This is a genomic window from Actinoplanes sp. NPDC049802, assembly GCF_040656595.1.
Taxonomy (GTDB): domain Bacteria; phylum Actinomycetota; class Actinomycetes; order Mycobacteriales; family Micromonosporaceae; genus Actinoplanes.
On sequence record NZ_JBFAMR010000026.1, the window covers coordinates 76,460 to 96,383 of the forward strand.

The window sequence follows — 19,924 nt, forward strand, 5'->3', positions numbered from 1 at the left end:
GGCGCCCGGTCACACCCAGACCCTTTTCCGGTACGCGGTGAGCCGCCCCGCCGAGATTCCCCGTCCCGGAGTTCCACGCGAGCCGGGTGCCCGGTCCCGGCCGTGCCGCGCCCCGCCGGGCGTGAGTGGGTGGCCGCCCTCACCCCGGCGCGCGCCGCCTGCCCGGTCAGGAGGGTTCGCGGCCCAGCCCGGTGATCAGGTCGAGGAGCGCCGGGAGACCGCCGCGTTCCAGGTCGGGAGTAGGAGCGAGAGCCATGATCGGGACGGTGACCCCGGCGTCCGCGTAGGCCTGGACGCGGGCCCGGCACTCGGCCGGCGAGCCGTGCACGATCAGCTCGTCCACCAGGGAGTCGGGGATGGCGGCCAGCGCACCCTTGCGGTCGCCGGACTCCCACGCCCGCCACATCGGGGCGAGGATCTCCGCACGGCCCAGCCAGCGGTGGAAGGCGGCGTACGCCGGGACGGTCAGGTACGACGTGATCATGCGGCGGCCCACCGTGCGGGCGTAGCCGGCGTCCTCGGTGGGGACCATGAAGATCCGGGTGGCCACCTCGAAGCCGGGTTTCGCGTCCTTCGTCTCGGCGAGCGCGGTCGCGACGTCGCCGGCGGACAGCCAGTTCAGGATCACGCCGTCGGCCTCGGCGGCGGCCAGCCGCAACATGCCGGGCCGCAGCGCGGCGAGCATCAGCCGCGGCGGGACGGCCGGCGGGCGTTCCAGACGGAACCGGCGCACCTGGAACGTGTCGAACGCGCCGTCGACCAGCTCGCCGGCGAGCGCCGAGCGGACGAACCGCAGCACGTCCCGGCTGCGCGCGAGCGGGTTGGTGAAGTCCACCGCGTTCCAGTCGCCGACCACGACCGGGGAGGAGGCGCCGATGCCCAGCTGGAAACGGCCCGGAGCGGCCTCGGCCAGTGCCGCGGCGGTCATCGCGAGCAGGCCGGGGCCCCGGGTGAAGACCGGGGCGATGGCGGTGCCCAGCCGCAGTCGGGGCTCCCAGGCGGCGGCGAGAGCCAGCGGGGTGAACCCGTCGGTGCCGGCGACCTCGGCCGACCAGGCGTCGGTGAAACCCGCGTCGGCCAGCGCCGTGAAGACGCTTGCGTGCTCGGACAGCGGAACGCCGCCGAACGGTACGGTCATGCCCCATCGCATCGACATGCCCCCGATCCTGCCGGGCACGATCACGTGATGTCCACCACCTCCGTACGGATGTGGGATTTCTCCGCGCGCCGCGAAGCGCGGACCGGTCAGCCGACCGGGGTGGGGTTGCGCCAGGCGGCGGCGATCGACGTCCGCCCATTGGTGCGCAGCAGCGAACCCTGGTAGACGCGGGCCCCGGCCAGCAGCGTGAGCGCGCTGGTGAGCAGCAGCAGCGCCAGCGACAGGAACGGCTCCCAGGCGGCGGCCTCCCCGGTGAAGAGGCGGACCGGCATGGCCACCGGCGCGGAGAACGGCACGTAGGAGAGCACCGCCATCGCCGTCGGGTTCGACTGGAAGGCCAGCACGAGGAAGAACGGGGTCATCACGGCGAGCTGGAGCGGGGCCGTGGTGCTGCCCAGGTCCTCCTGCCGGGCGGCCAGCGCGCCGACCCCCGCCCAGAGAGTGGCGAGCATCAGGAAACCGACCACGAAGAACGGCAGGAACCAGCCGATCGCGGGCAGCACCGCGTCGATCAGCGGGCCGCCGACGTCGGCCACCCGCATGCCGACCAGGCCGACCACGGCGATCAGGGCGAGCTGGCCGAAGGCGAGCAGGGTCATGGCGGCGACCTTGCCGATCAGCAGCGCCCGGACCGGGATGCTGGAGACCAGGATCTCCACGATGCGGGTCTGCTTCTCCTCGGTGACGCTCTGCGCGATCTGCACCCCGAACGAGAGCGTCGTGAAGAAGAAGAGTGTGGCCAGGATGAACGGGACGAGGAAGAGGGCCGCCGGGTCGAGCGCGTCCGGGTCCAGGAACTTCACCGGGGGAGACGTGCTGAGCGCGGCGACCACCTCGCGCGGGGTCTCGTCGAGGGCCAGCACGGTGGGCCCGTCGACCACCGCGGCCGTCACCTCGTCGTCGTGGACCATCTGTTCGGCGGTGGCCGTGTCGGGCACGGTGACCACCTCGAGGCCGGCCTGCTCCAGCGCGGCGGTGTGGGTGGAGCCGACCACGGCCACCTTGTCCGGGCCGCTGTTGACCAGGATCGGCAGCGCCACCCCGAGCGCGGTGAAGAAGAGCAGCAGGACCGTACTGAAGAGGAAGGTCTTGTCGCGGATCTTGACCCGGATCTCCCGGCCCGCGACCAGTCTGGCGGCTTCGAACGTGGTCACTGGACAACCTCTCGGAAGATCTCGGCGAGGGACGGGCGGACCGGCGTGAACGCGCGGACCGGGCCGCGGGCCAGGGCGGCGTGCAGGACGGCCTGATCGTCGGCGCCCGGATCGAGGTCGAAGACGGCGTGGCGGCCGTCGAGTTCGAGCAGGGTGACGCCCGGCTCGTCGCGCAGCCAGCCGGCGTCGGTGTCCACCTCCAGGCGGAAGCGCGGGAGCGTGTACTGCTCGCGCAGCCAGGCGCGGGAGCCGGCCGCCCGGATCGTCCCGTCGGCGATGATCACCAGGTCGTCGCAGAGGCGCTCGACCAGCCCGAGCTGATGGCTGGAGAAGAGCACGGCGGTGCCGGACCGGGCTCGCTCGCGGAGCACGGCGAGCACCGTCTCGACGGCGATCGGGTCCAGTCCGGAGAACGGCTCGTCCAGCACCAGCACCTCCGGGTCGTGCACCAGCGCGGCGGCGATCTGGGCACGCTGTTGGTTGCCCAGCGACAGTTTCTCCACCGGATCGTTCGCCCGCTCGGCCAGCTCCAGCCGCTCCAGCAGGGCGGTGGTGCGGCGGCGGGCGTCGGCCGCGCCGACCCCGTGCAACCGTCCGAGGTAGACGATCTGCTCGGCCACGGTCATCTTCGGGTAGAGGCCGCGTTCCTCCGGCATGTAGCCGAAACGTTGCAGTTCCGCCTGGGTCACCGCGGAACCTCGCCAGGTCACCGTGCCGGTGTCGGCGGCCAGCACGCCCAGGATGATCCGCATCGTGGTGGTCTTCCCGGCGCCGTTCGCGCCGACGAAGCCGGTGAGCCGGCCGCCGTCCACGGTGAACGAGACGTCCTTGAGGACCCGGCGCTCGCCGAACGACCGGTTGACGGCCTCGACGTTCAGGACGGTGTTCATGCCGTCCACGTTAGGTTCCCGCCGATCTCTCGTCGTCGGGCCGGAGGACTCGTCCTCGCGGAGGACCTCAGCCGCCGGGCCGGACCACTCCGAGCTCGTACGCCAGCACCACGGCCTGGGTCCGGTCGCGCGCGCCGATCTTCATCAGCACCCGGCTGACGTGCGTCTTCACCGTGGTCTCGCCGAGCCGCAGGGTGGTGGCGATCTCCGCGTTGGTGGCCCCGCCGGCCAGGAGGACGAGCACCTCGTGCTCGCGCGGGGTGAGCTGGCCGAGGCGGACCCCGGCGGTGGCCGGCGCGGTGAAGGTGGAGATGACCCGGCGGGTGACGGCCGGCGCGAGCAGGGCCTCCCCGGCGGCGATGACCCGGATCGCCTCGGTCAGCGCCTCCGGTGTGCCGTTCTTGAGCAGGAACCCGCTGGCCCCGGCCCGGAGCGCGGCGAACAGGTAGTCGTCGCGGTCGAAGGTGGTCAGGATCAGCACCGACGGGCCGCCCTCGGCAGCGATCCGCCGGGTCGCCTCGAGGCCGCCCATGCCGGGCATCTCGACGTCCATCAGCACCACGTCGGGTCGCAGCCGCAGGGCGAGCTCGACGGCCCGGGCCCCGTCCGCGGCCTCGCCGGCCACCGTGATGTCGTCCTCCATCTCGAGGATGACCCGGAAGCCGGTCCGCACCAGCTGGTGGTCGTCGGCGAGGAGGACGCTGATCATGTGGCCGTCCCCACGGGGAGCGGGATCCTCGCCCGGACCCGGTAACCGCCGTCCGGCTGCGGGCCGTGCTCCAGGGTGCCGTCGTGCACGGCGACCCGTTCCCGCATGCCGATCATGCCGAGCCCGCCGCCGGTGGCCGGTCCGCCCCGGCCGTCGTCGGTCACGTCCAGCTCGATCTGCCCGGTCAGATAGCGGACCCGTACGTCGGGATATCGGCGGCGCACGGTCAGCGGCAGCGTGATCGCCAGCACCCAGCAGATCTGCTCGGGCAGGGACGCGGCGTGCTCGGAATCGAGGAACCCGGCGCGCCGGACGATGAGAAGGTTGAGCAGGCCGACGGCGGCGACCGCCAGGCCGGTCCACGCGTCCACGCGACGATGGCGGGCGGTCGGCCCGGGACGGCGCCATTCGTCGAGGTTCACCGATGGCATGTGGTGAGCGTCGCACGCCGGTTACAAAAGTCCAGGGCCCCGGCGGGTAACCGGGGCCCTGGCTTTTCAATTCTTGTGCCGGTCTCTGCCGGCGCATGTGGTCGACCGGCTGCGTGCCGCTAGCGGTCGACCGGAGTGATGAGCATCGGCTGCGATCACCTCTTGTCGGGTCGGGGACGTTCCGATTACGCGTTGCTGCGGTATCTCGTCCTCCTTCTCCAACTCAGCGACTGTGCCAGTTGCTTGCCGACCGTGGCCGACACATCGAATGTATGCCTGCGGAACCAGAATTTCTAGCCTCGCCGCTGTAGATCTTTTCTGGCAAAAGTCAGACTGAGCTGCGAAAACGCTTTCCCGGGGAGCGTGCGGCGCGAGGCGGGCGCTTGCCGAAGAGAGAGGTGACCGCGCCTCGCGCCGCACGCTGGGAGGTGAATCCCGGGAGGCGAACCGGCCGAGGAATCGCCTGCGACAAGGCTCGCACCGGCCCTGTCACGCGGCAACGCAATTAACCCCTGTCATTGACGCCCGTAACACGACGGCGAGATCATCACGGCAGTAGTGGCTAAGGTCACACACCTGCGGGTAGGGGGTACTCAGATGAGCACCGACGAAGAACGACTCGCTCAACTCGGATACAAACAGGAACTCCACCGGCGCCTCTCCGGCTTCTCCAACTTCGCCGTCTCCTTCTCGATCATCTCCATCCTGGCCGGTGCGATCACCTCGTACGGCATCGCCATGAAGGCCGGTGGACCGGTCTCCATCACGCTGGGCTGGATCTTCGTCGGTGGCATGGTCACCTTCGTGGCGCTGGCGATGGCGGAGGTGTGCTCGGCCTACCCGACCGCCGGCGCCCTCTACTGGTGGGCCGCCGCACTGGCCAAACGGAACAAGGCCGCCTGGGCCTGGTTCATCGGCTGGTTCAACTTCCTCGGCGAGGTGGCGGTGACCGCGGCCATCGACTTCGGTGCGGCGATCACCACGGCGGCCTTCTTCAGCCTGACCCTCGGCATGGAGGTGACGGCGCTCAAGACCTTCCTGATCTTCCTGGTCATCATCCTCGTGCACGGCCTGCTGAACACCTTCGGCGTCAACCTGGTCCGCGTGCTCTCCGACGTGAGCGCCTGGTGGCATCTGATCGGCGTCGCCGTGATCGTGGGCGTGCTGGCGGTCGTCCCGGACCAGCACAAGCCGATCTCCGAGGTCTTCTTCGAAGTGCACAACGCCACCGGCTTCACCTTCGCCGGGGCGAGCGTCTACGCCGTGCTGGTCGGCCTGCTGATGGCGCAGTACACGTACACCGGCTACGACGCCTCGGCGCACGTGGCGGAGGAGACCCACGACGCGGCCAACGCGGCGCCGCGCGGCATCGTGATGTCCGTGGTGGTCTCGGTCCTCGCCGGCTTCGTGCTGCTGGTCGCGATCACCTGGTCCATCCAGGACTACGAGGGCTCGCTCGGCACGCCGCTCGGCCTGCCGCCGGCGCAGATCTTCATCGACGCGGCGGGGCACGACCTCGGCGCCTTCCTGCTGTTCATCTGCATGATCGCCCAGTGGTTCTGCGGCATGGCGTCGGTCACCGCCAACTCCCGGATGTCCTACGCCTTCGCCCGCGACGACGCGCTGCCCGGATCGCGGATCTGGAAGAAGGTCAACTCCCGCACCGGTACGCCCACCAACTCCATCTGGCTGTGCGTGACACTCTCCACGCTCCTGGTCCTGCCGTCGCTCTGGAACGTGGTCGCCTACTACGCCGCCACCTCGATCGCGGTGATCGGGCTCTACATCGCCTACGTCGGTCCGGTTCTGCTGCGCCGGCTCAACCCGGACTTCCAGCCCGGCCCGTGGAGCCTCGGGAAGTGGAGCGCCCCGGTCGGCTGGATCGCGATCGTCTGGGTAGGTGTCATCTGTGTGCTGTTCGTGCTGCCGCCCGGCTCGCCGATCACCGCCGAGACGTTCAACTACACGATCGTCGCGGTGGCCGTGGTGCTCGGGGCGGCCGCGATCTGGTGGTTCGCGAGCGCCCGTAGGTGGTTCACGGGCCCGAAGCAGAACCTGCTGGAGAAGGCCGCACACGGCGAGCCCGTCGACTGAGGGTCGTTCAGGGCCACCCGTGCCTGATGCTGTGAATCAGTGGGATCGCCCGGTCTCCACCGTCCGGAACAACTCTCATCGATAGGACTGAGTACATGGATCTCGAGGAGCTGGACGTCGCCGTCGACAACGGCAGCATCGACACGGTGCTGCTGGCGCTGACCGACATGCAGGGACGGTTGCAGGGCAAACGGCTGCACGGGCGCTACTTCATGGACGAGGTGGTGTCCGGCGGCAGTGAGGGATGCAACTACCTGCTCGCGGTCGACGTCGACATGAACACCGTCGACGGCTACGAGATGTCCTCCTGGTCCACCGGTTACGGCGACTTCGTGATGCGACCCGACTTCTCCACGCTGCGCCGTGTCCCGTGGCACCCGGGCACGGCGCTGGTCCTGGCCGACCTGTACGACGTGTCCGGGGCGCCGGTGCCGGCCTCGCCCCGGCAGATCCTGCGCCGCCAGCTCGACCGGCTGGCCGAGCACGGCCTGTCCGCGTACGCCGGGACCGAGCTGGAGTTCGTCCTGTACCGGGACTCGTACGAGCAGGCTTCGGTGAAGAGCTACCGCGACCTGGTGCCCGCCAACCAGTACAACGTGGACTATTCGCTGCTCGGCACCGCACGGGTGGAGCCGCTGCTGCGCCGGATCCGCAACGAGATGTACGGCGCCGGGCTGCTGCCGGAGAGCGCCAAGGGCGAATGCAACCTCGGCCAGCACGAGATCGCCTTCCGGTACGCGGACGCGCTCACCGCCGCCGACCACCACGTCGTCTACAAGAACGGGGCCAAGGAGATCGCCGCCCAGGAGGGCATGTCGCTCACCTTCATGGCCAAGCCCAACGAGCGGGAGGGCAACTCCTGCCACATCCACTTCTCGCTGCGCGACGAGAACGGGCGGTCGGCGATGCTCGGCGACGGCCCGGGCCACCTGAGCCCGGCCGGGCAGCGGGTGCTCGCCGGGCTGCTCGCCACGATGCGCGAGTTCAGTCTGCTCTTCGCGCCGAACATCAACTCGTACAAGCGGTACCAGCCGGGGTCGTTCGCGCCGACCGCGCTGCGCTGGGGCGTCGACAACCGCACCTGCGCGCTGCGGATCGCCGGGCACGGGCAGGGCATGCGAGTGGAGAACCGGGTGCCGGGCGGGGACGTCAACCCGTACCTGGCGATCGCCGCCCTGGTGGCCGGGGCGCTGCACGGGATCGAGAACGAGCTGCCGCTGGAGGACGAGTTCACCGGCAACGCCTACCTGGACGAGACCGCCGGCCGGGTGCCGTCGACGCTGCGCGCGGCCACCGAACTGTGGGCGGGCAGTCCGGTGGCGGAAAACGCGTTCGGCGCGGACGTGGTGGCCCACTACGCCAACATGGGACGGGTGGAACTGGCGGCTTACGACGCCGCGGTGACGGATTGGGAGTTGCGCCGTGGATTCGAGCGCCTCTGAGTGTGAGGATCTTGGCGTGGGTACTACAGAGGTGATCGATCCCGCGACGGGCGAGGTCTTCACGACCGTACCGTCGCTGGGTTCGGCGGAGACCGACGCGGCGATCGAGCGCGCCCGGACCGCCTTCGGTGAGTGGCGTCAGGTGTCGCCGGGGGACCGGGCGCGGCTGCTGCGCCGCTTCGCGGCGGTGGTCGAGGACCACCTCGAGGAACTGGCGACTCTCGAGGTACGCAACGCCGGTCACACCATCGGCAACGCCCGCTGGGAGGCGGGCAACGTCCGGGACGTGCTCAACTACTACGCCGGCGCCCCGGAGCGGCTGTCCGGGCGGCAGATCCCGGTGCCCGGCGGCGTGGACGTGACGTTCCACGAGCCGCTCGGCGTGGTCGGGATCATCGTGCCGTGGAACTTCCCGATGCCGATCGCCGGCTGGGGGTTCGCGCCCGCCCTGGCGGCCGGCAACACGGTCGTGCTCAAGCCCGCCGAGCTCACCCCGCTGACCGCGATCCGGCTCGGCGAGCTGGCGCTGGAGGCCGGGCTGCCGGAGCACGTCTTCCAGGTGCTGCCGGGCAAGGGCTCGGTGGTGGGGCAGCGGTTCGTCACCCACCCGGCGGTGCGGAAGGTCTGCTTCACCGGGTCCACCGAGGTCGGCAAGTCGATCATGGCGGGCTGTGCCGACCAGGTGAAACGGGTGACCCTGGAGCTCGGCGGGAAGAGCGCCAACATCATCTTCGCGGACGCGGACCTCTCGGCGGCCGCCGCCGCGGCACCCGGCGCGGTCTTCGACAACGCCGGCCAGGACTGCTGCGCCCGGTCCCGCCTGCTGATCCAGGAGTCGGTGTACGACAGGTTCCTGGAGCTGCTGGAACCGGCGGTCCGGCGATTCCGGGTGCTCGACCCCTCCGACGACTCGTCGGAGATGGGGCCACTGATCTCCGCCGGGCAACGGGACGCCGTCACGTCGTACCTCGAAGGCTCTGACATCGCGTTCCGCGGCACCGTGCCGGAGGCGAACGGATGGTGGTTCCCGCCGACCGTGCTGCTGGCCCGCTCGAACGCGGACCGGCACTGGCGCGAGGAGATCTTCGGCCCGGTCGTGAGCGTGCTGCCGTTCCGGGACGAGGAGGACGCGATCCGGCTGGCCAACGACACCGAGTACGGCCTGTCCGGCTCGCTCTGGACCCGGGACGTGGGCCGGGCGCTGCGGGTGTCCCGGGCGGTCGAGACCGGCGCGCTCAGCGTCAACAGCAACTCCTCGGTGCGCTACTGGACCCCGTTCGGTGGCATGAAACAGTCCGGCCTGGGCCGTGAGCTGGGACCGGACGCCCTGTTGTCCTTCACCGACGTGAAGAACGTGTTCATCTCGACGGGAGCCTGAGTGGAACGTCTACAGGACCGGATCGCCGTGATCACCGGCGCCGGCAGTGGGATCGGCCTGGCCACCGCGCGGCGGTTCGCCGCCGAGGGCGCCAAGGTCGTCGCGGTCGACATCTCCGAGGAGGCCGGAAAGGCGGTCGCGCAGGAGGTCGGCGGCGAGTTCGTGGCCTGCGACGTCAGCGACGAGAAGCAGGTCGAAGCCCTGTTCGACGGGGTCGCGGAACGCCACGGCCGGGTCGACATCGCCTTCAACAACGCCGGCATCTCGCCGCCCGACGACGACTCGATCCTGGTCACCGGCCTGGACGCGTGGGAGCGTGTGCTCCGGGTGAACACCACGAGCGTCTTCTTCTGCTGCAAGTACGCGATCCCGCACATGCGGCGGCAGGGCAAGGGCTCGATCATCAACACCGCCTCGTTCGTCGCCCTGCTCGGCGCGGCCACCTCGCAGATCGCCTACACCGCCAGCAAGGGCGGGGTGCTGGCGATGACCCGCGAGCTGGGCGTGCAGTTCGCCCGCGAGGGCATCCGGATCAACGCGCTCTGCCCCGGGCCGGTGGCCACGCCGCTGCTCATGGAGTTGTTCGCCAAGGATCCGGAGCGGGCCGCCCGGCGGCTGGTGCACGTGCCGATGGGCCGGTTCGCCGAGCCGGAGGAGATCGCCGCCGCGGTGGCGTTCCTGGCGAGTGACGACGCGTCGTTCATGACGGCCTCCCAGTTCGTCGTGGACGGCGGCATCACCGGGGCGTACGTAACCCCACTGTGACGTTTGCCGACCCGCTACGGTGGGAACGAGACCCGTACATCCAGCTCAGCGAGGCAATGAGGGGTGTGGGGTCGAATCCCCGCCCGGACGGGTCAGATCCCCGTGTGGGTGGGACAGATGGGCCCGTGACGCGGCGCCGGTTCACCGGCGCCGCGCGCCTGTGACTACGGTGGTGCGATGCGTCCGATCATCGGCATAACGTCCTACGTGGTGCCCGCGACGTGGGGCGTCTGGGTCGATCTCGAGTCGGCGCTGGTGCCGCACGACTACGTCGAGGCGGTGCGGCTGGCCGGCGGCCGGGCCGTGCTGCTGCCGCCGGACGATCGGGACCCGGACGTCCTCGACCGGCTCGACGGGCTGATCCTCTCCGGCGGTCCCGACGTGCAGCCCGTCCGGTACGGCCGGCGGGCGCATCCGGAGACCGTCACCCATCCGGACCGGGACGCCGGTGAGCTGACCCTGCTCCGCGCCGCCCTGGACCGGGACCTGCCGCTGCTCGGCGTGTGCCGGGGCATGCAGCTGCTCACCGTGGCGGCCGGTGGAACCCTGCACCAGCACCTGCCGGACGTGCTGGGCCACGAGAAGCACCGCCCGGGCCCGGGGGTCTACGGCTCGCAGTCCGCCGAGTTCGCCGTGGGCAGCCGGATCGCCGAGCTCATGGGCGACGACCTGACCATCAACTGCTTCCATCACCAGGGGGTCGCCGATCCCGGTTCGCTGACCGTCACCGGTTGGGCCGCGGACGGCCTGCCCGAGGCGGTCGAGGACCCGGATCGGAGGTTCGTCCTCGGTGTCCAGTGGCATCCGGAGGTCGGCCGTGACCGGCGGCTCTTCGGCGCCCTGGTGACGGCGGCGACGAAGGAGAGCACCGGAAGATGCGCAGACCGCTGATCGGCCTTACCGCCTACGCCGAGCAGGTGCAGTACGGCCGCAACGACCTGATGGCCGGGATGCTGCCGATGTCCTACGTGAAGGCGGTGCACGCCACCGGGGGCCGGGCCGTCCTGATCACCCCCGACGACCCCGGCACCGACGTGCTGGAGGCGCTCGACGGCATCGTGTTCTGCGGCGGCGGCGACATCGACCCGGCGAACTGGGGCGCCCCGCCGCACCCGGCCACCGAGGTGGACAAGGTCCGTGACGTCTCCGAGCTGATGCTGATGCGCGCCGCCCTGGAGTCCGGCCTGCCGATGCTGGGCGTCTGCCGGGGCATGCAGTTGATGGCCGTGGCCACCGGCGGCTCGCTGCACCAGCACCTGCCGGACCTGGTCGGCCACGAACGGCACCGGGCCGCGGCGGGCACCGACCCGCTGGCCGCCAACGCCTCCGACTACGGCCGGCACGACGTCGTGGTGGAGGACGAGACGCTGGCGCACACCCTTTTCGGCCGCACCCTCACGGTCAACTCGTTCCACCATCAGGCGATCGCCGATCCGGGCGAGTTCGTCCCGGTGGGCTGGTGCCCCGACGACCGGGTCATCGAGATCGTCGAACATCCCGGGCGGGCCTTCGCGCTCGGCGTCCAATGGCACCCGGAGCGGACCAGCGACCTGCGGTCCTTCGAGGCGCTGGTCGAGGCGGCGGTCCGGGGGCGGGTCGTCGCCGCCTGATGAGCGGGCACGCCGGTCCGGTGTTAACGTGCCAGCGGACCGGGTGTGCCATCCGTGTCCCGTGGATCCGTGGGAGGCGTGCATGGGTGCCCTGCCGAGGCGGTTGCGCAACGCCTTCGAGCGGGGCGGTGAGATGGGCGCCCGGATGTCCGCACTGGACTGGTCGGAGAGCCCGGTCGGAGACCCGTCCACCTGGCCGCCGGAACTGGCCGGCGCGGTGTCCACGATGCTCGCCTCACGGGCACAGATGATCATCTTCTGGGGGCCGGAGTACGTCGCGCTCTACAACGACGCCTACGTCTCGACGATGGGCGGCAAACACCCCGGATTCCTCGGCCGCCCCGGCCGTGAGCTGTGGGCCGAGGCGTGGGAGCTGCTGCACCAGCTGTTCGACGGGGTGCTGGCCGACGACCAGTCGTTCTACGCCCGCGACCACCTGTTCATGCTGGAACGGTACGGGTTTCTCGAGGAGACGTACTTCGACATCTCGTACGACCCGATCCGCGCCGACGACGGCACGCCCGGCGGGGTGATGTGCATCGTCACCGAGACCACCGGGCGGGTGCTCGGCGAGCGGCGCGTCCGTACCCTCAGCGCCCTGGGCCGTCGCCTGGCCGACTCGCCGGACCAGGAGGCGCTCGCCGCCGAGGCCGCCGCGGTCCTCACCGAGAACGCCGACGACGTGCCGTTCGCCGCGCTGATCCTGGACGACCCCGATCCGCACCCGGCGATCCGGGCGGTCCGCGCCAGTGGCCGGCCCGGGCTCATCCCGCTCGCCGACCTCACCCTCCCCGCCGAGCCGGCCGCCGGGGAGGCGCTGGTGCTGCCGATCGGCGTGGCCGCGGACACGGTCGGCGTGCTGGTCGTCGCGGTGAGCCGGTTCCTCGCACTGGACGGCGACTACCGCGACTTCCTCGACCTGGCGGCCGCCCAGATCTCCCGGGCGGTGGCCAACGTCCGGGCGTACGAGCAGGAGCGCCGCCGGGCCGCCGAACTCGCTGCCCTGGACCAGGCCAAGACCAACTTCTTCTCGAACGTGAGCCACGAGTTCCGTACCCCGCTGACGTTGATCCTCGGCCCGATCGAGGACCTGATCGACGACCCGGCGCTCGACGATCCGGTGCGCGACCGGCTCACCCTGGTGCACCGCAACGGGCTGCGCCTGCTCAAACTGGTCAACACGGTGCTCGACTTCTCCCGGATGGAGTCCGGGCGGATGCGGGCCGTCTACCGGCCGACCGACCTGGCCGGGCACACCGCCCGGCTGGCCGGCACCTTCCGCCCGGCCATCGAGCGGGCCGGGCTCGCGCTCACCGTCGACACCCCGCCGCTCGGCGAACCGGTCTACGTCGACCACGAGCTGTGGGAGAAGATCGTCTTCAACCTGCTGTCCAACGCGGTCAAGTTCACCCGCGACGGCGGCGTCGAGGTCCGGGTCCGGGCCCGGGACGGACACGCCCTGCTGTCGGTCCGGGACACCGGCACCGGCATCCCCGACGACCAGCAGGCGCTGCTCTTCGACCGGTTCCACCGGGTCACCGGCGCCTGGTCGCGCAGCCACGAGGGCACCGGCATCGGGCTGGCGCTGGTCCGTGAGCTGGCCGAACTGCACGGCGGCTCGGTCGGGGTGACCAGCCGTCCCGGGATGGGCAGCGAGTTCACCGTGCGGATCCTGTTCGGCACGGCCCACCTGCCGCCGGACCGGATCACCGACGAACCGGCGCCACCCGGGCAGTCGGCCGAACCACGGCTCTGGGTGGACGAGGCGACCTGGTGGGCGGGAGACGGCCCGGCGGCGCCGCAACCGTCCGGCCACGGCGCCGGCGGGCGGATCCTGCTCGTCGACGACAACGCCGACCTGCGGGAACACATGTCGCGGCTGCTCGGCCCGTACTGGGACGTGGTCACCGCGGTGGACGGGCTCGACGCCCTGGAACTGGCCGCCGAACAGCAGTTCGACCTGGTGCTGACGGACGTCATGATGCCGCGGCTGGACGGCTTCGCGCTGATCGCCCGCCTGCGCGCCGGCGAGCGCACCCGCGACGTGCCGATCGTGGTCCTGTCGGCCCGCGCCGGAGAGGAGGCCGCGGTCGAGGGACTGGCCGCCGGCGCCGACGACTACCTGGTCAAACCGTTCTCCACCCGGGAGCTGCTGGCCAGGGTGCGGGCCAACCTGGAACTCGGCCAGCTGCGCCGGCAGATCGTCAGCCGCCTGCGCGGGCTGGTCGACGTGGCGTCCGCGCTCAACGCCGTCACGACCACGGCCGAGGTCCTCGAGACGGCGGCCCGGCACGTGATCACCATGACGTCTGCCGGGCGGGTGGTGCTGACCGCGCCGGGCGCCCGGGCCGAGCGGGACGGCGGCGCCGTGGCGGGCGCCCCACCGGACGTGGTGCTGCCGCTGCCGGACACCGCCGGGCCGCCGCTGGGCGAGCTGCGGGTCTGGTCCGGACCGGACGAGCCCGCCGACCCGGCCGTGCTCACCCAGCTGGCCCGGCTCGTCGGGCTGCGGCTGGCCAACACCCGGCTCTACGAGACCGAGCACCGGATCGCCTCCACCCTCCAGCACAGCCTGCTGCCCCAGTCGCTGCCCCGGGTTCCGGGCGCCCTGGTGTCCGGCCGCTACGTGCCGGGCAGCAGCGAGGCTCGGGTCGGCGGCGACTGGTACGACGTGATCCCCGGCCCGGACGGCGAACTGTTCCTGGTCATCGGCGACGTGGTCGGCAAGGGTGTGCAGGCGGCGGCGGGCATGGGGCAGTTGCGGAACGCGCTGCGGGCGTACCTGCTGGAGGGTTTCGACTGCGGCACCGCGCTGAGCCGCCTCAACCGCCTGGTCGACACGCTGGGCCGGCGGCAGTTCGCCACGGTCCTCTGCGTCGGCTTCGACCCGCGGACCCGCCGGGTGCGCTACTCCTCGGCCGGCCACCCGTCCCCGGTCGTGGTCGTTCCCGGCGAGCTGGGCACGTTCCTCCACGGTTCGGCGCTGGGCCCGCCGATCGGGGCGCTCGCTTCGGTCACCTATCCCACCCGGGAGGCGTGGCTGACCGCCGGCACCCGCCTGCTGCTCTACACCGACGGGCTGATCGAGGACCGCAGCGAGGGCATCGACAGCGGCCTCGCCGAGCTCACCGCCGACGCCGCCAAACCGGCCGACCACATCGACGATCTGCTGGACGCGCTGCTCGCCGAGGCGTCCCGGCACACCCGCCGGGACGACATCGCCCTGGTCGCCCTGGAGGTGACCGAGCCACGCGAGTTCGTGCTCCGGTTGCCCGCCGATCCGGGCCGGCTCAGTGTCCTGCGCCGCCGGCTGGAGGACTTCCTGGCCGCGCACCAGGTGCCCGAGGCGGACGCCTTCGACCTGGTGGTGGCGGTCTCCGAGGCGGCCGCGAACGCCATCGAGCACCCGGTCGACCCAGCCGAGCCGGTGGTCACCGTCACCGCGTCGCTCACCGCCGACGCGGTCAGCGTGACGGTACGCGACACCGGAGGCTGGCGCCCCGCCACCGACGCCGGGTTCCGCGGCCGTGGCCTGGCCCTGATCGGCGCGCTCACCGAACTGTCCGTGCACCGCAGGATGGACGGCACCGAGGTGACGCTGCGGCGCCCGCTCAGCCCGTCTTGAGCCAGGGCTGGTCGCCGAGCCCGGAGATGTCCAGCACCCGGCGCACCCGGTCGGACGGGTAGACCTCGAGCGCACCCGGGTAGTGGTCGGCCAGCCGGATCAGCGTGTGGATGGCCGCCGAGTCGAAGAAGGTCACGGCCCGCAGGTCCAGCAGGGCGGCGGTGACCCGGTCCGGGGTGGCGGCCTGGAACAGCGCGTCGGCGGTCGCCATGTCGACCTCGCCGGTCACCGTGACGGCGACCCGGTCACCGGTCACCTCACCGACCGCCGAGAAGTTGGGGTCCAGGCCGTCTTGATCCACGAGAACACGATTTCACAGGGTCCCGGGGGCGGCAAGGACGGGTCCGGTCGGCGCCGGGGCGGCCGGTTAGGCTGTGCTCATGACCGTTCGTGCCCCACTCGTGCCGGGAAGACGCTCGCGGGAGCGGCCGGTCCCCGCGCACATCGTCCGCCCTGAGTACGTGGGCAGGAAACGCCCGCGTGAATGGCACGGATCGCATGTCCAGACCCCCGAGGTCATCGAGAGAATGCGGGTCGCGGGGCGGATCGCGGCGCAGGCCACCCAGCTGGCCGGCGAGCACTGCAAACCGGGCGTGACCACCGACGAGATCGACCGGGTGGTGCACGAGTTCCTGCTCGACCACGGCGCCTACCCGTCGACGCTCGGCTACAAGGGCTTCCCGAAGTCCTGCTGCACCTCGCTCAACGAGGTGATCTGCCACGGCATCCCGGACTCCACGGTGCTGGAGGACGGCGACATCATCAACGTGGACGTCACGGCGTACCTCGACGGGGTGCACGGGGACACCGACGCCACGTTCTGTGTGGGCGACGTCAGCGAGGAGGCCCGGCTGCTGGTCGAGCGCACTCACGAGGCGATGATGCGGGGCATCCGCGCGGTCGCCCCGGGCCGCCCGATCAACGTGATCGGCCGGGTCATCGAGGCGTATGCCCGGCGGTTCGGCTACGGCGTGGTCCGTGACTTCACCGGACACGGCATCGGCGAGACGTTCCACTCCGGCCTGTATGTTCCGCATTACGACAACCCGCAGCTCACCACGGTGATGGAACCGGGCATGACGTTCACCATCGAGCCGATGATCACGCTCGGCACGTATGAGTACGAGATCTGGAAGGACGGCTGGACGGTCGTCACGAAGGACCGCCGGTGGACCGCCCAGTTCGAGCACACACTGGTGGTCACCGAGGACGGTCACGAGATCCTGACCCTTCCGTGAAACGGATCAGTCGAAGAGCGCGCCGAGGCGGCCGTCCACCGGGCGGCCGCGGGCGGTCAGCTCCTCGGCCTGGTATTTGAGGATCGCGCCCAGCTCCTGCATGTCGGCCGCGGCCACGCCGGTGCGCTTCACCGCGTCCGGCGCGTTGCGGAAGTGGGTGCGGGTCAGGAGACCGGTCACCAGGGCGGCGTGCAGCCGGGCCTCGGCCATCAGGATCATGGCGGCGTCGGTGTCATACCACTGGGCGAGCCGCACGGCCCGGGTGTGCGCGCCACTCGCGACCGCCCAGTCCTGCCGGGCCAGGCCGGTGAACTCCATCGGCCGCGCCTCGGCGAGCAGCGACAGGTGGGCCTCCCGCCGGTCGGCGAACCAGTTCTGCGGGTCGTAGAGCGGAAACGTGGTGAGGTAGCAGTCGGCCAGCAGCGGCCAGCGCGGCGTCAGCTGACGGGCCTCGCCCAGCCCCTGCTCGGCGGTGACCACCCGCAGGTCGACCGGGATGCCGTCGACCTTGCGCAGCGCGGACCGGGGACCCGTCTTCGGACGGTAGGTGACCACCACGACGTTGACGTCGCTGCTCTCGCTGTCGTCGCCGTGCGCCATCGAGCCGGACAGCCCGATGGCCTGCACCTCGGCGGACCATCGTTGCTGGATGACGTCGCGGAGACGGATAGCGAGCGACCCACGGGGCGAGGAGGCGTCGAGCTCGTCGATCACCCCACCATTGTCGGCCATCCGCCCTCCCGGGGTGGGCCGATCATCAGCCCGGCCGCCCCGGAAACGCCATCGTCAGCGGCGTGACCTCGGCGATCCGGCGCCATCGTGTCGCGCGAACTGCCGAGTCGGTCAAATACGACAGCGGATCGGCCCGTTCGTCGCCGTCGGTCACCGGCAGCAGCGCCCGCCAGGCCTGTGCCACGCCGTCCTCCACATGGACGGCCAGCTTCAGCGCGTCCTCCCGATCGGCCACCTCGAACGGCAGCCGGTACGCCGGGGGCGCGGGCGCCGTGCTGGCCCGGAGCTCGTCGAGCCGGTCCACCAGCTCGTCCCGCCGGCGGCGGTGCTCCAGCTCACAGGCCCGGGCCCGGGACACCTCGTCGGCGTCGCTCAGGCGCACCCCGATCACGCCGTACGCGTAGATGGCCGCCTCCTCGGCGGCGAGGGCGGCGGCGAGTTGTTCCGTCACGCCGTGGACAGTAGCCCGTCAGCGCAGCGCCTCGGCATGCGTGGCCCGGCAGGCCGCGATCGACCCGGCGAGCCCGGCCCGTTCCCGGGGCGCCGCCTTGCACGCCGCCATCGCCGTCTTCTGCGCGGCCTGTTCGGCCTTACGCAGCGTGGCCGTGGTGTCGGCGGCGCCGGCCGGTGCCGAGGCGGGCGGGGCCGCCGACGGCGCGGTCGTGCCGATCACCCGGGCCAGCTCGGTGGCGTGCGCCCGGTGATCGTCGGCCAGCGGGGTCAGCCGGGCGGCCAGCGCGGCGTCCGCCAGGATCACCCGGTCGTACGCCGCGGCCAGCGCCAGAGCCTCGTCCAACAGGGGTTGCAGCGGGTCCGGCAGCGGGTCCGGCGCAGGCGTGCGGTCGAGGAGACCACACCCGGCCAGGGCGGTGGCGCTCAGCGCCGTCCCGAGCAGGAGCCGCCGTGAAGTCGATAGCACCCGGCCAGTCAACACCATTCGGTGCGGCGCTGCTCCGACCCGCCCACCGGCGCGTTACGCTCAGCGTCAGCCGCGGGGCCGCATCGGGCCCGGCGGCATATAGTCGTTCCTGCGAGAAAGCTAACGAGAGGTCGAGCCCGATGACGCAGCGTGGTCGCGCCGGGGCCCGGCCCGGTGGACGCCCCGGCAGCCGCCGCACCAGGCCGGAGCCGGATACCCGCAATGCCCCTGCCCAGCCCCGGGTCGACCTGGGTGCGGCCCGCTCCCGGATCCGTGCGGTGATCGAGCCGGTGGTCGCCGAGGCCGGCTACGACCTGGAGGACCTCACCCTGTCCCGGGCCGGCCGCCGGTTCGTGGTCCGGGTGCTGATCGACACCGACGGTGGTGTCGGGCTGGACGACGTGGCGGTGGTCTCCCGGGAGATCTCCGAGGCCCTCGACCTGGCCGAGGAGTCCGGCGGCGAGCTGCTCGCCGGGGAGTACCAGTTGGAGGTCGGCTCGCCCGGGGTGGACCGGCCGCTGACCGAGCCACGCCACTGGCGCCGCAACATCGGCCGCCTGGTCGCGGTCGGCGGGCTCACCGGGCGGGTCATCGAGGTCACCGAGTCCGGCGTGACGCTGGACGTGGACGGTCAGACCCACGAGCTGGGCTTCGCCGGGCTGGGACCGGGCAAGGTCCAGATCGAGTTCAAGCGTATGGACGAGGCCGACTTCGGTGACGAGGACGGCGAAGAAGACGACGACGAAGGGGAGGGCGGGGAATGAACATCGACCTCGCGGCGCTGCGCGCCCTGGAGCGCGAGCGGGAGATCCCGTTCGAGACCATCCTGGCGGCCATCGAGACCGCTCTGCTGACCGCCTACCGGCACACCGAGGGAGCGGAGAGCCACGCCCGGGTGGACATCGACCGCAAGAGCGGCGTCGCCTCCGTCCTGGCGCAGGAGCTGGACGCGGACGGCTCGGTGGTCCGGGAGTGGGACGACACCCCGCACGACTTCGGCCGGATCGCCGCGATGACCGCCAAGCAGGTCATTCTCCAGCGTCTCCGGGAGGCCACCGACGAGCAGCACTTCGGTGAGTACGCGGGGCGCGACGGCGACCTGGTCACCGGCGTGGTGCAGGCGGACGCGGCCAGGGCCGAGAAGAACATCGTGACCGTGGACCTGGGCAAGCTGGAGGCGGTTCTGCCGCAGTCCGAGCAGGTGCCGGGGGAGGCGTACCCGCACGGCGCCCGGATCCGCTGCATCGTGGTGCACGTGGCCAAGGGTTTCCGCGGCCCGCAGATCACCCTGTCCCGCTCGCACCCGGCCCTGGTGAAGAAGTTGTTCGCCCTCGAGGTGCCGGAGATCGCGGACGGGACCGTGGAGATCGCCGCCATCGCACGTGAGGCAGGTCACCGTACGAAGATCGCGGTGCGGTCGACCGTCTCGGGGGTGAACGCGAAGGGCGCGTGCATCGGCCCGATGGGCCAGCGTGTCCGCGCGGTGATGAGCGAGCTGCACGGCGAGAAGATCGACATCATCGACTGGTCGGACGACCCGGCCCACTTCGTCGGCAACGCGCTCTCACCGGCCAAGGCCCTGCGGGTCGAGGTGGTGGACGCGGCCAGCCGAACGGCCCGGGTGACCGTGCCGGACTTCCAGCTGTCACTGGCCATCGGCCGGGAGGGACAGAATGCCCGGCTCGCCGCCCGTCTCACCGGATGGCGCATCGACATCCGTTCGGACAGCGAGCCGACCGGAGTCTCGGACCGTGATGCGGCCGAGGCGGGGAACTGAC

General features: G+C 71.5%; 18 protein-coding genes and 1 pseudogene. 10 read left to right on the forward strand and 9 right to left on the reverse strand.

Annotated elements, in window-relative coordinates:
* Positions 1-166: 166 nt before the first annotated feature.
* From AB0I88_RS19720 to AB0I88_RS19740, 5 genes and pseudogenes are all read right to left on the reverse strand, one after another.
* Positions 167-1,177 (reverse strand): LLM class F420-dependent oxidoreductase, encoded by a 1,011-nt coding sequence (locus AB0I88_RS19720; protein WP_361026066.1) that lies wholly within the window; start codon positions 1,175-1,177, stop codon positions 167-169.
* Between the two features lie 68 nt (positions 1,178-1,245).
* The gene (locus AB0I88_RS19725; RefSeq protein WP_361026069.1) at positions 1,246-2,313 is read right to left on the reverse strand and encodes an ABC transporter permease; all 1,068 of its coding nucleotides are present in this window, start codon (positions 2,311-2,313) and stop codon (positions 1,246-1,248) included.
* Complete coding sequence (locus AB0I88_RS19730) at positions 2,310-3,203, reverse strand: ATP-binding cassette domain-containing protein (RefSeq protein WP_361026072.1); 894 nt, start codon at positions 3,201-3,203, stop codon at positions 2,310-2,312. Before AB0I88_RS19730 ends, AB0I88_RS19725 begins: the two co-directional genes overlap by 4 nt.
* 67 nt (positions 3,204-3,270) lie before the next feature.
* The gene (locus tag AB0I88_RS19735; RefSeq protein WP_361026074.1) at positions 3,271-3,912 is read right to left on the reverse strand and encodes a response regulator transcription factor; all 642 of its coding nucleotides are present in this window, start codon (positions 3,910-3,912) and stop codon (positions 3,271-3,273) included.
* A pseudogene (locus AB0I88_RS19740) lies at positions 3,909-4,118 on the reverse strand (ATP-binding protein); the annotation flags it as partial. The pseudogene AB0I88_RS19740 and the gene AB0I88_RS19735, both read right to left, overlap by 4 nt.
* Before the next feature lie 822 nt (positions 4,119-4,940).
* Between AB0I88_RS19740 and AB0I88_RS19745 the strand changes: the two are divergent.
* The 7 genes from AB0I88_RS19745 to AB0I88_RS19775 all read left to right on the forward strand — a co-directional run bounded on the left by AB0I88_RS19745 (position 4,941) and on the right by AB0I88_RS19775 (position 15,257).
* On the forward strand, positions 4,941-6,437 hold the full coding sequence (locus AB0I88_RS19745) for an amino acid permease (protein WP_361026077.1): 1,497 nt from the start codon (positions 4,941-4,943) through the stop codon (positions 6,435-6,437).
* 95 nt (positions 6,438-6,532) lie between these two features.
* On the forward strand, positions 6,533-7,879 hold the full coding sequence (locus AB0I88_RS19750) for a glutamine synthetase family protein (protein ID WP_361026080.1): 1,347 nt from the start codon (positions 6,533-6,535) through the stop codon (positions 7,877-7,879).
* A 16-nt stretch (positions 7,880-7,895) separates the two neighbouring features.
* A complete protein-coding gene (locus AB0I88_RS19755) occupies positions 7,896-9,257 on the forward strand; it encodes an aldehyde dehydrogenase family protein (RefSeq protein WP_361026082.1) in 1,362 nt (453 codons plus the stop codon).
* Positions 9,258-10,022, forward strand: a complete 765-nt coding sequence (locus tag AB0I88_RS19760) for a 3-oxoacyl-ACP reductase (protein ID WP_361026085.1) — start codon at positions 9,258-9,260, stop codon at positions 10,020-10,022. It begins immediately after the preceding gene.
* Between the two features lie 177 nt (positions 10,023-10,199).
* Positions 10,200-10,913, forward strand: coding sequence for a gamma-glutamyl-gamma-aminobutyrate hydrolase family protein (locus AB0I88_RS19765; RefSeq protein ID WP_361026088.1), 714 nt, complete (start codon positions 10,200-10,202; stop codon positions 10,911-10,913).
* Positions 10,898-11,632, forward strand: coding sequence for a gamma-glutamyl-gamma-aminobutyrate hydrolase family protein (locus tag AB0I88_RS19770; RefSeq protein WP_361026091.1), 735 nt, complete (start codon positions 10,898-10,900; stop codon positions 11,630-11,632). The genes AB0I88_RS19765 and AB0I88_RS19770 overlap by 16 nt, the downstream gene beginning before the upstream one ends.
* Positions 11,633-11,714: 82 nt before the next feature.
* Positions 11,715-15,257 carry a SpoIIE family protein phosphatase gene (locus tag AB0I88_RS19775; protein WP_361026094.1) on the forward strand — a complete coding sequence of 1,181 codons (3,543 nt, stop codon included), beginning with the start codon at positions 11,715-11,717 and terminating at the stop codon, positions 15,255-15,257.
* Here AB0I88_RS19775 and AB0I88_RS19780 read toward each other — a convergent pair.
* Positions 15,244-15,558 carry an STAS domain-containing protein gene (locus tag AB0I88_RS19780; protein WP_361026097.1) on the reverse strand — a complete coding sequence of 105 codons (315 nt, stop codon included), beginning with the start codon at positions 15,556-15,558 and terminating at the stop codon, positions 15,244-15,246. The genes AB0I88_RS19775 and AB0I88_RS19780 overlap by 14 nt on opposite strands.
* Positions 15,559-15,637: 79 nt before the next feature.
* Here AB0I88_RS19780 and map point away from each other — a divergent pair, with 79 nt between their 5' ends.
* Positions 15,638-16,495, forward strand: a complete 858-nt coding sequence (gene map, locus AB0I88_RS19785; protein WP_361026100.1) for a type I methionyl aminopeptidase — start codon at positions 15,638-15,640, stop codon at positions 16,493-16,495.
* 6 nt (positions 16,496-16,501) lie between these two features.
* On the opposite strand, the gene AB0I88_RS19790 is transcribed toward map, so the two are convergent.
* The 3 genes from AB0I88_RS19790 to AB0I88_RS19800 are packed head-to-tail and all read right to left on the reverse strand — an operon-like array spanning position 16,502 to position 18,164.
* Positions 16,502-17,227, reverse strand: coding sequence for a nucleotidyltransferase domain-containing protein (locus tag AB0I88_RS19790; RefSeq protein ID WP_361026103.1), 726 nt, complete (start codon positions 17,225-17,227; stop codon positions 16,502-16,504).
* 25 nt (positions 17,228-17,252) lie between these two features.
* Entirely contained in the window at positions 17,253-17,678 is a 426-nt protein-coding gene (locus AB0I88_RS19795) for a ferritin-like domain-containing protein (RefSeq protein WP_361026106.1), read from the reverse strand.
* 18 nt (positions 17,679-17,696) lie between these two features.
* Positions 17,697-18,164 (reverse strand): hypothetical protein, encoded by a 468-nt coding sequence (locus AB0I88_RS19800; protein WP_361026109.1) that lies wholly within the window; start codon positions 18,162-18,164, stop codon positions 17,697-17,699.
* 122 nt (positions 18,165-18,286) lie between these two features.
* Here AB0I88_RS19800 and rimP point away from each other — a divergent pair, with 122 nt between their 5' ends.
* The gene (rimP, locus tag AB0I88_RS19805) at positions 18,287-18,910 is read left to right on the forward strand and encodes a ribosome maturation factor RimP (protein WP_361026112.1); all 624 of its coding nucleotides are present in this window, start codon (positions 18,287-18,289) and stop codon (positions 18,908-18,910) included.
* Positions 18,907-19,923: a transcription termination factor NusA gene (gene nusA, locus AB0I88_RS19810; RefSeq protein WP_361026115.1), complete on the forward strand. Its 1,017-nt coding sequence runs from the start codon at positions 18,907-18,909 to the stop codon at positions 19,921-19,923. Before rimP ends, nusA begins: the two co-directional genes overlap by 4 nt.
* Position 19,924 lies beyond the last annotated feature (1 nt).

What these genes read in the sequence shown, in the direction of transcription:
- AB0I88_RS19735 (WP_361026074.1), bottom strand. Translation starts at nt 3,912, where the DNA reads ATGATCAGCGTCCTCCTCGCCGACGACCACCAGCTGGTGCGGACCGGC.
- AB0I88_RS19765 (WP_361026088.1), top strand. Translation starts at nt 10,200, where the DNA reads ATGCGTCCGATCATCGGCATAACGTCCTACGTGGTGCCCGCGACGTGG.
- AB0I88_RS19730 (WP_361026072.1), bottom strand. Translation starts at nt 3,203, where the DNA reads ATGAACACCGTCCTGAACGTCGAGGCCGTCAACCGGTCGTTCGGCGAG.
- AB0I88_RS19800 (WP_361026109.1), bottom strand. Translation starts at nt 18,164, where the DNA reads ATGGTGTTGACTGGCCGGGTGCTATCGACTTCACGGCGGCTCCTGCTC.
- AB0I88_RS19745 (WP_361026077.1), top strand. Translation starts at nt 4,941, where the DNA reads ATGAGCACCGACGAAGAACGACTCGCTCAACTCGGATACAAACAGGAA.
- map (WP_361026100.1), top strand. Translation starts at nt 15,638, where the DNA reads ATGACCGTTCGTGCCCCACTCGTGCCGGGAAGACGCTCGCGGGAGCGG.
- rimP (WP_361026112.1), top strand. Translation starts at nt 18,287, where the DNA reads ATGACGCAGCGTGGTCGCGCCGGGGCCCGGCCCGGTGGACGCCCCGGC.
- AB0I88_RS19790 (WP_361026103.1), bottom strand. Translation starts at nt 17,227, where the DNA reads ATGGCCGACAATGGTGGGGTGATCGACGAGCTCGACGCCTCCTCGCCC.
- AB0I88_RS19770 (WP_361026091.1), top strand. Translation starts at nt 10,898, where the DNA reads ATGCGCAGACCGCTGATCGGCCTTACCGCCTACGCCGAGCAGGTGCAG.
- AB0I88_RS19750 (WP_361026080.1), top strand. Translation starts at nt 6,533, where the DNA reads ATGGATCTCGAGGAGCTGGACGTCGCCGTCGACAACGGCAGCATCGAC.
- AB0I88_RS19775 (WP_361026094.1), top strand. Translation starts at nt 11,715, where the DNA reads ATGGGTGCCCTGCCGAGGCGGTTGCGCAACGCCTTCGAGCGGGGCGGT.
- nusA (WP_361026115.1), top strand. Translation starts at nt 18,907, where the DNA reads ATGAACATCGACCTCGCGGCGCTGCGCGCCCTGGAGCGCGAGCGGGAG.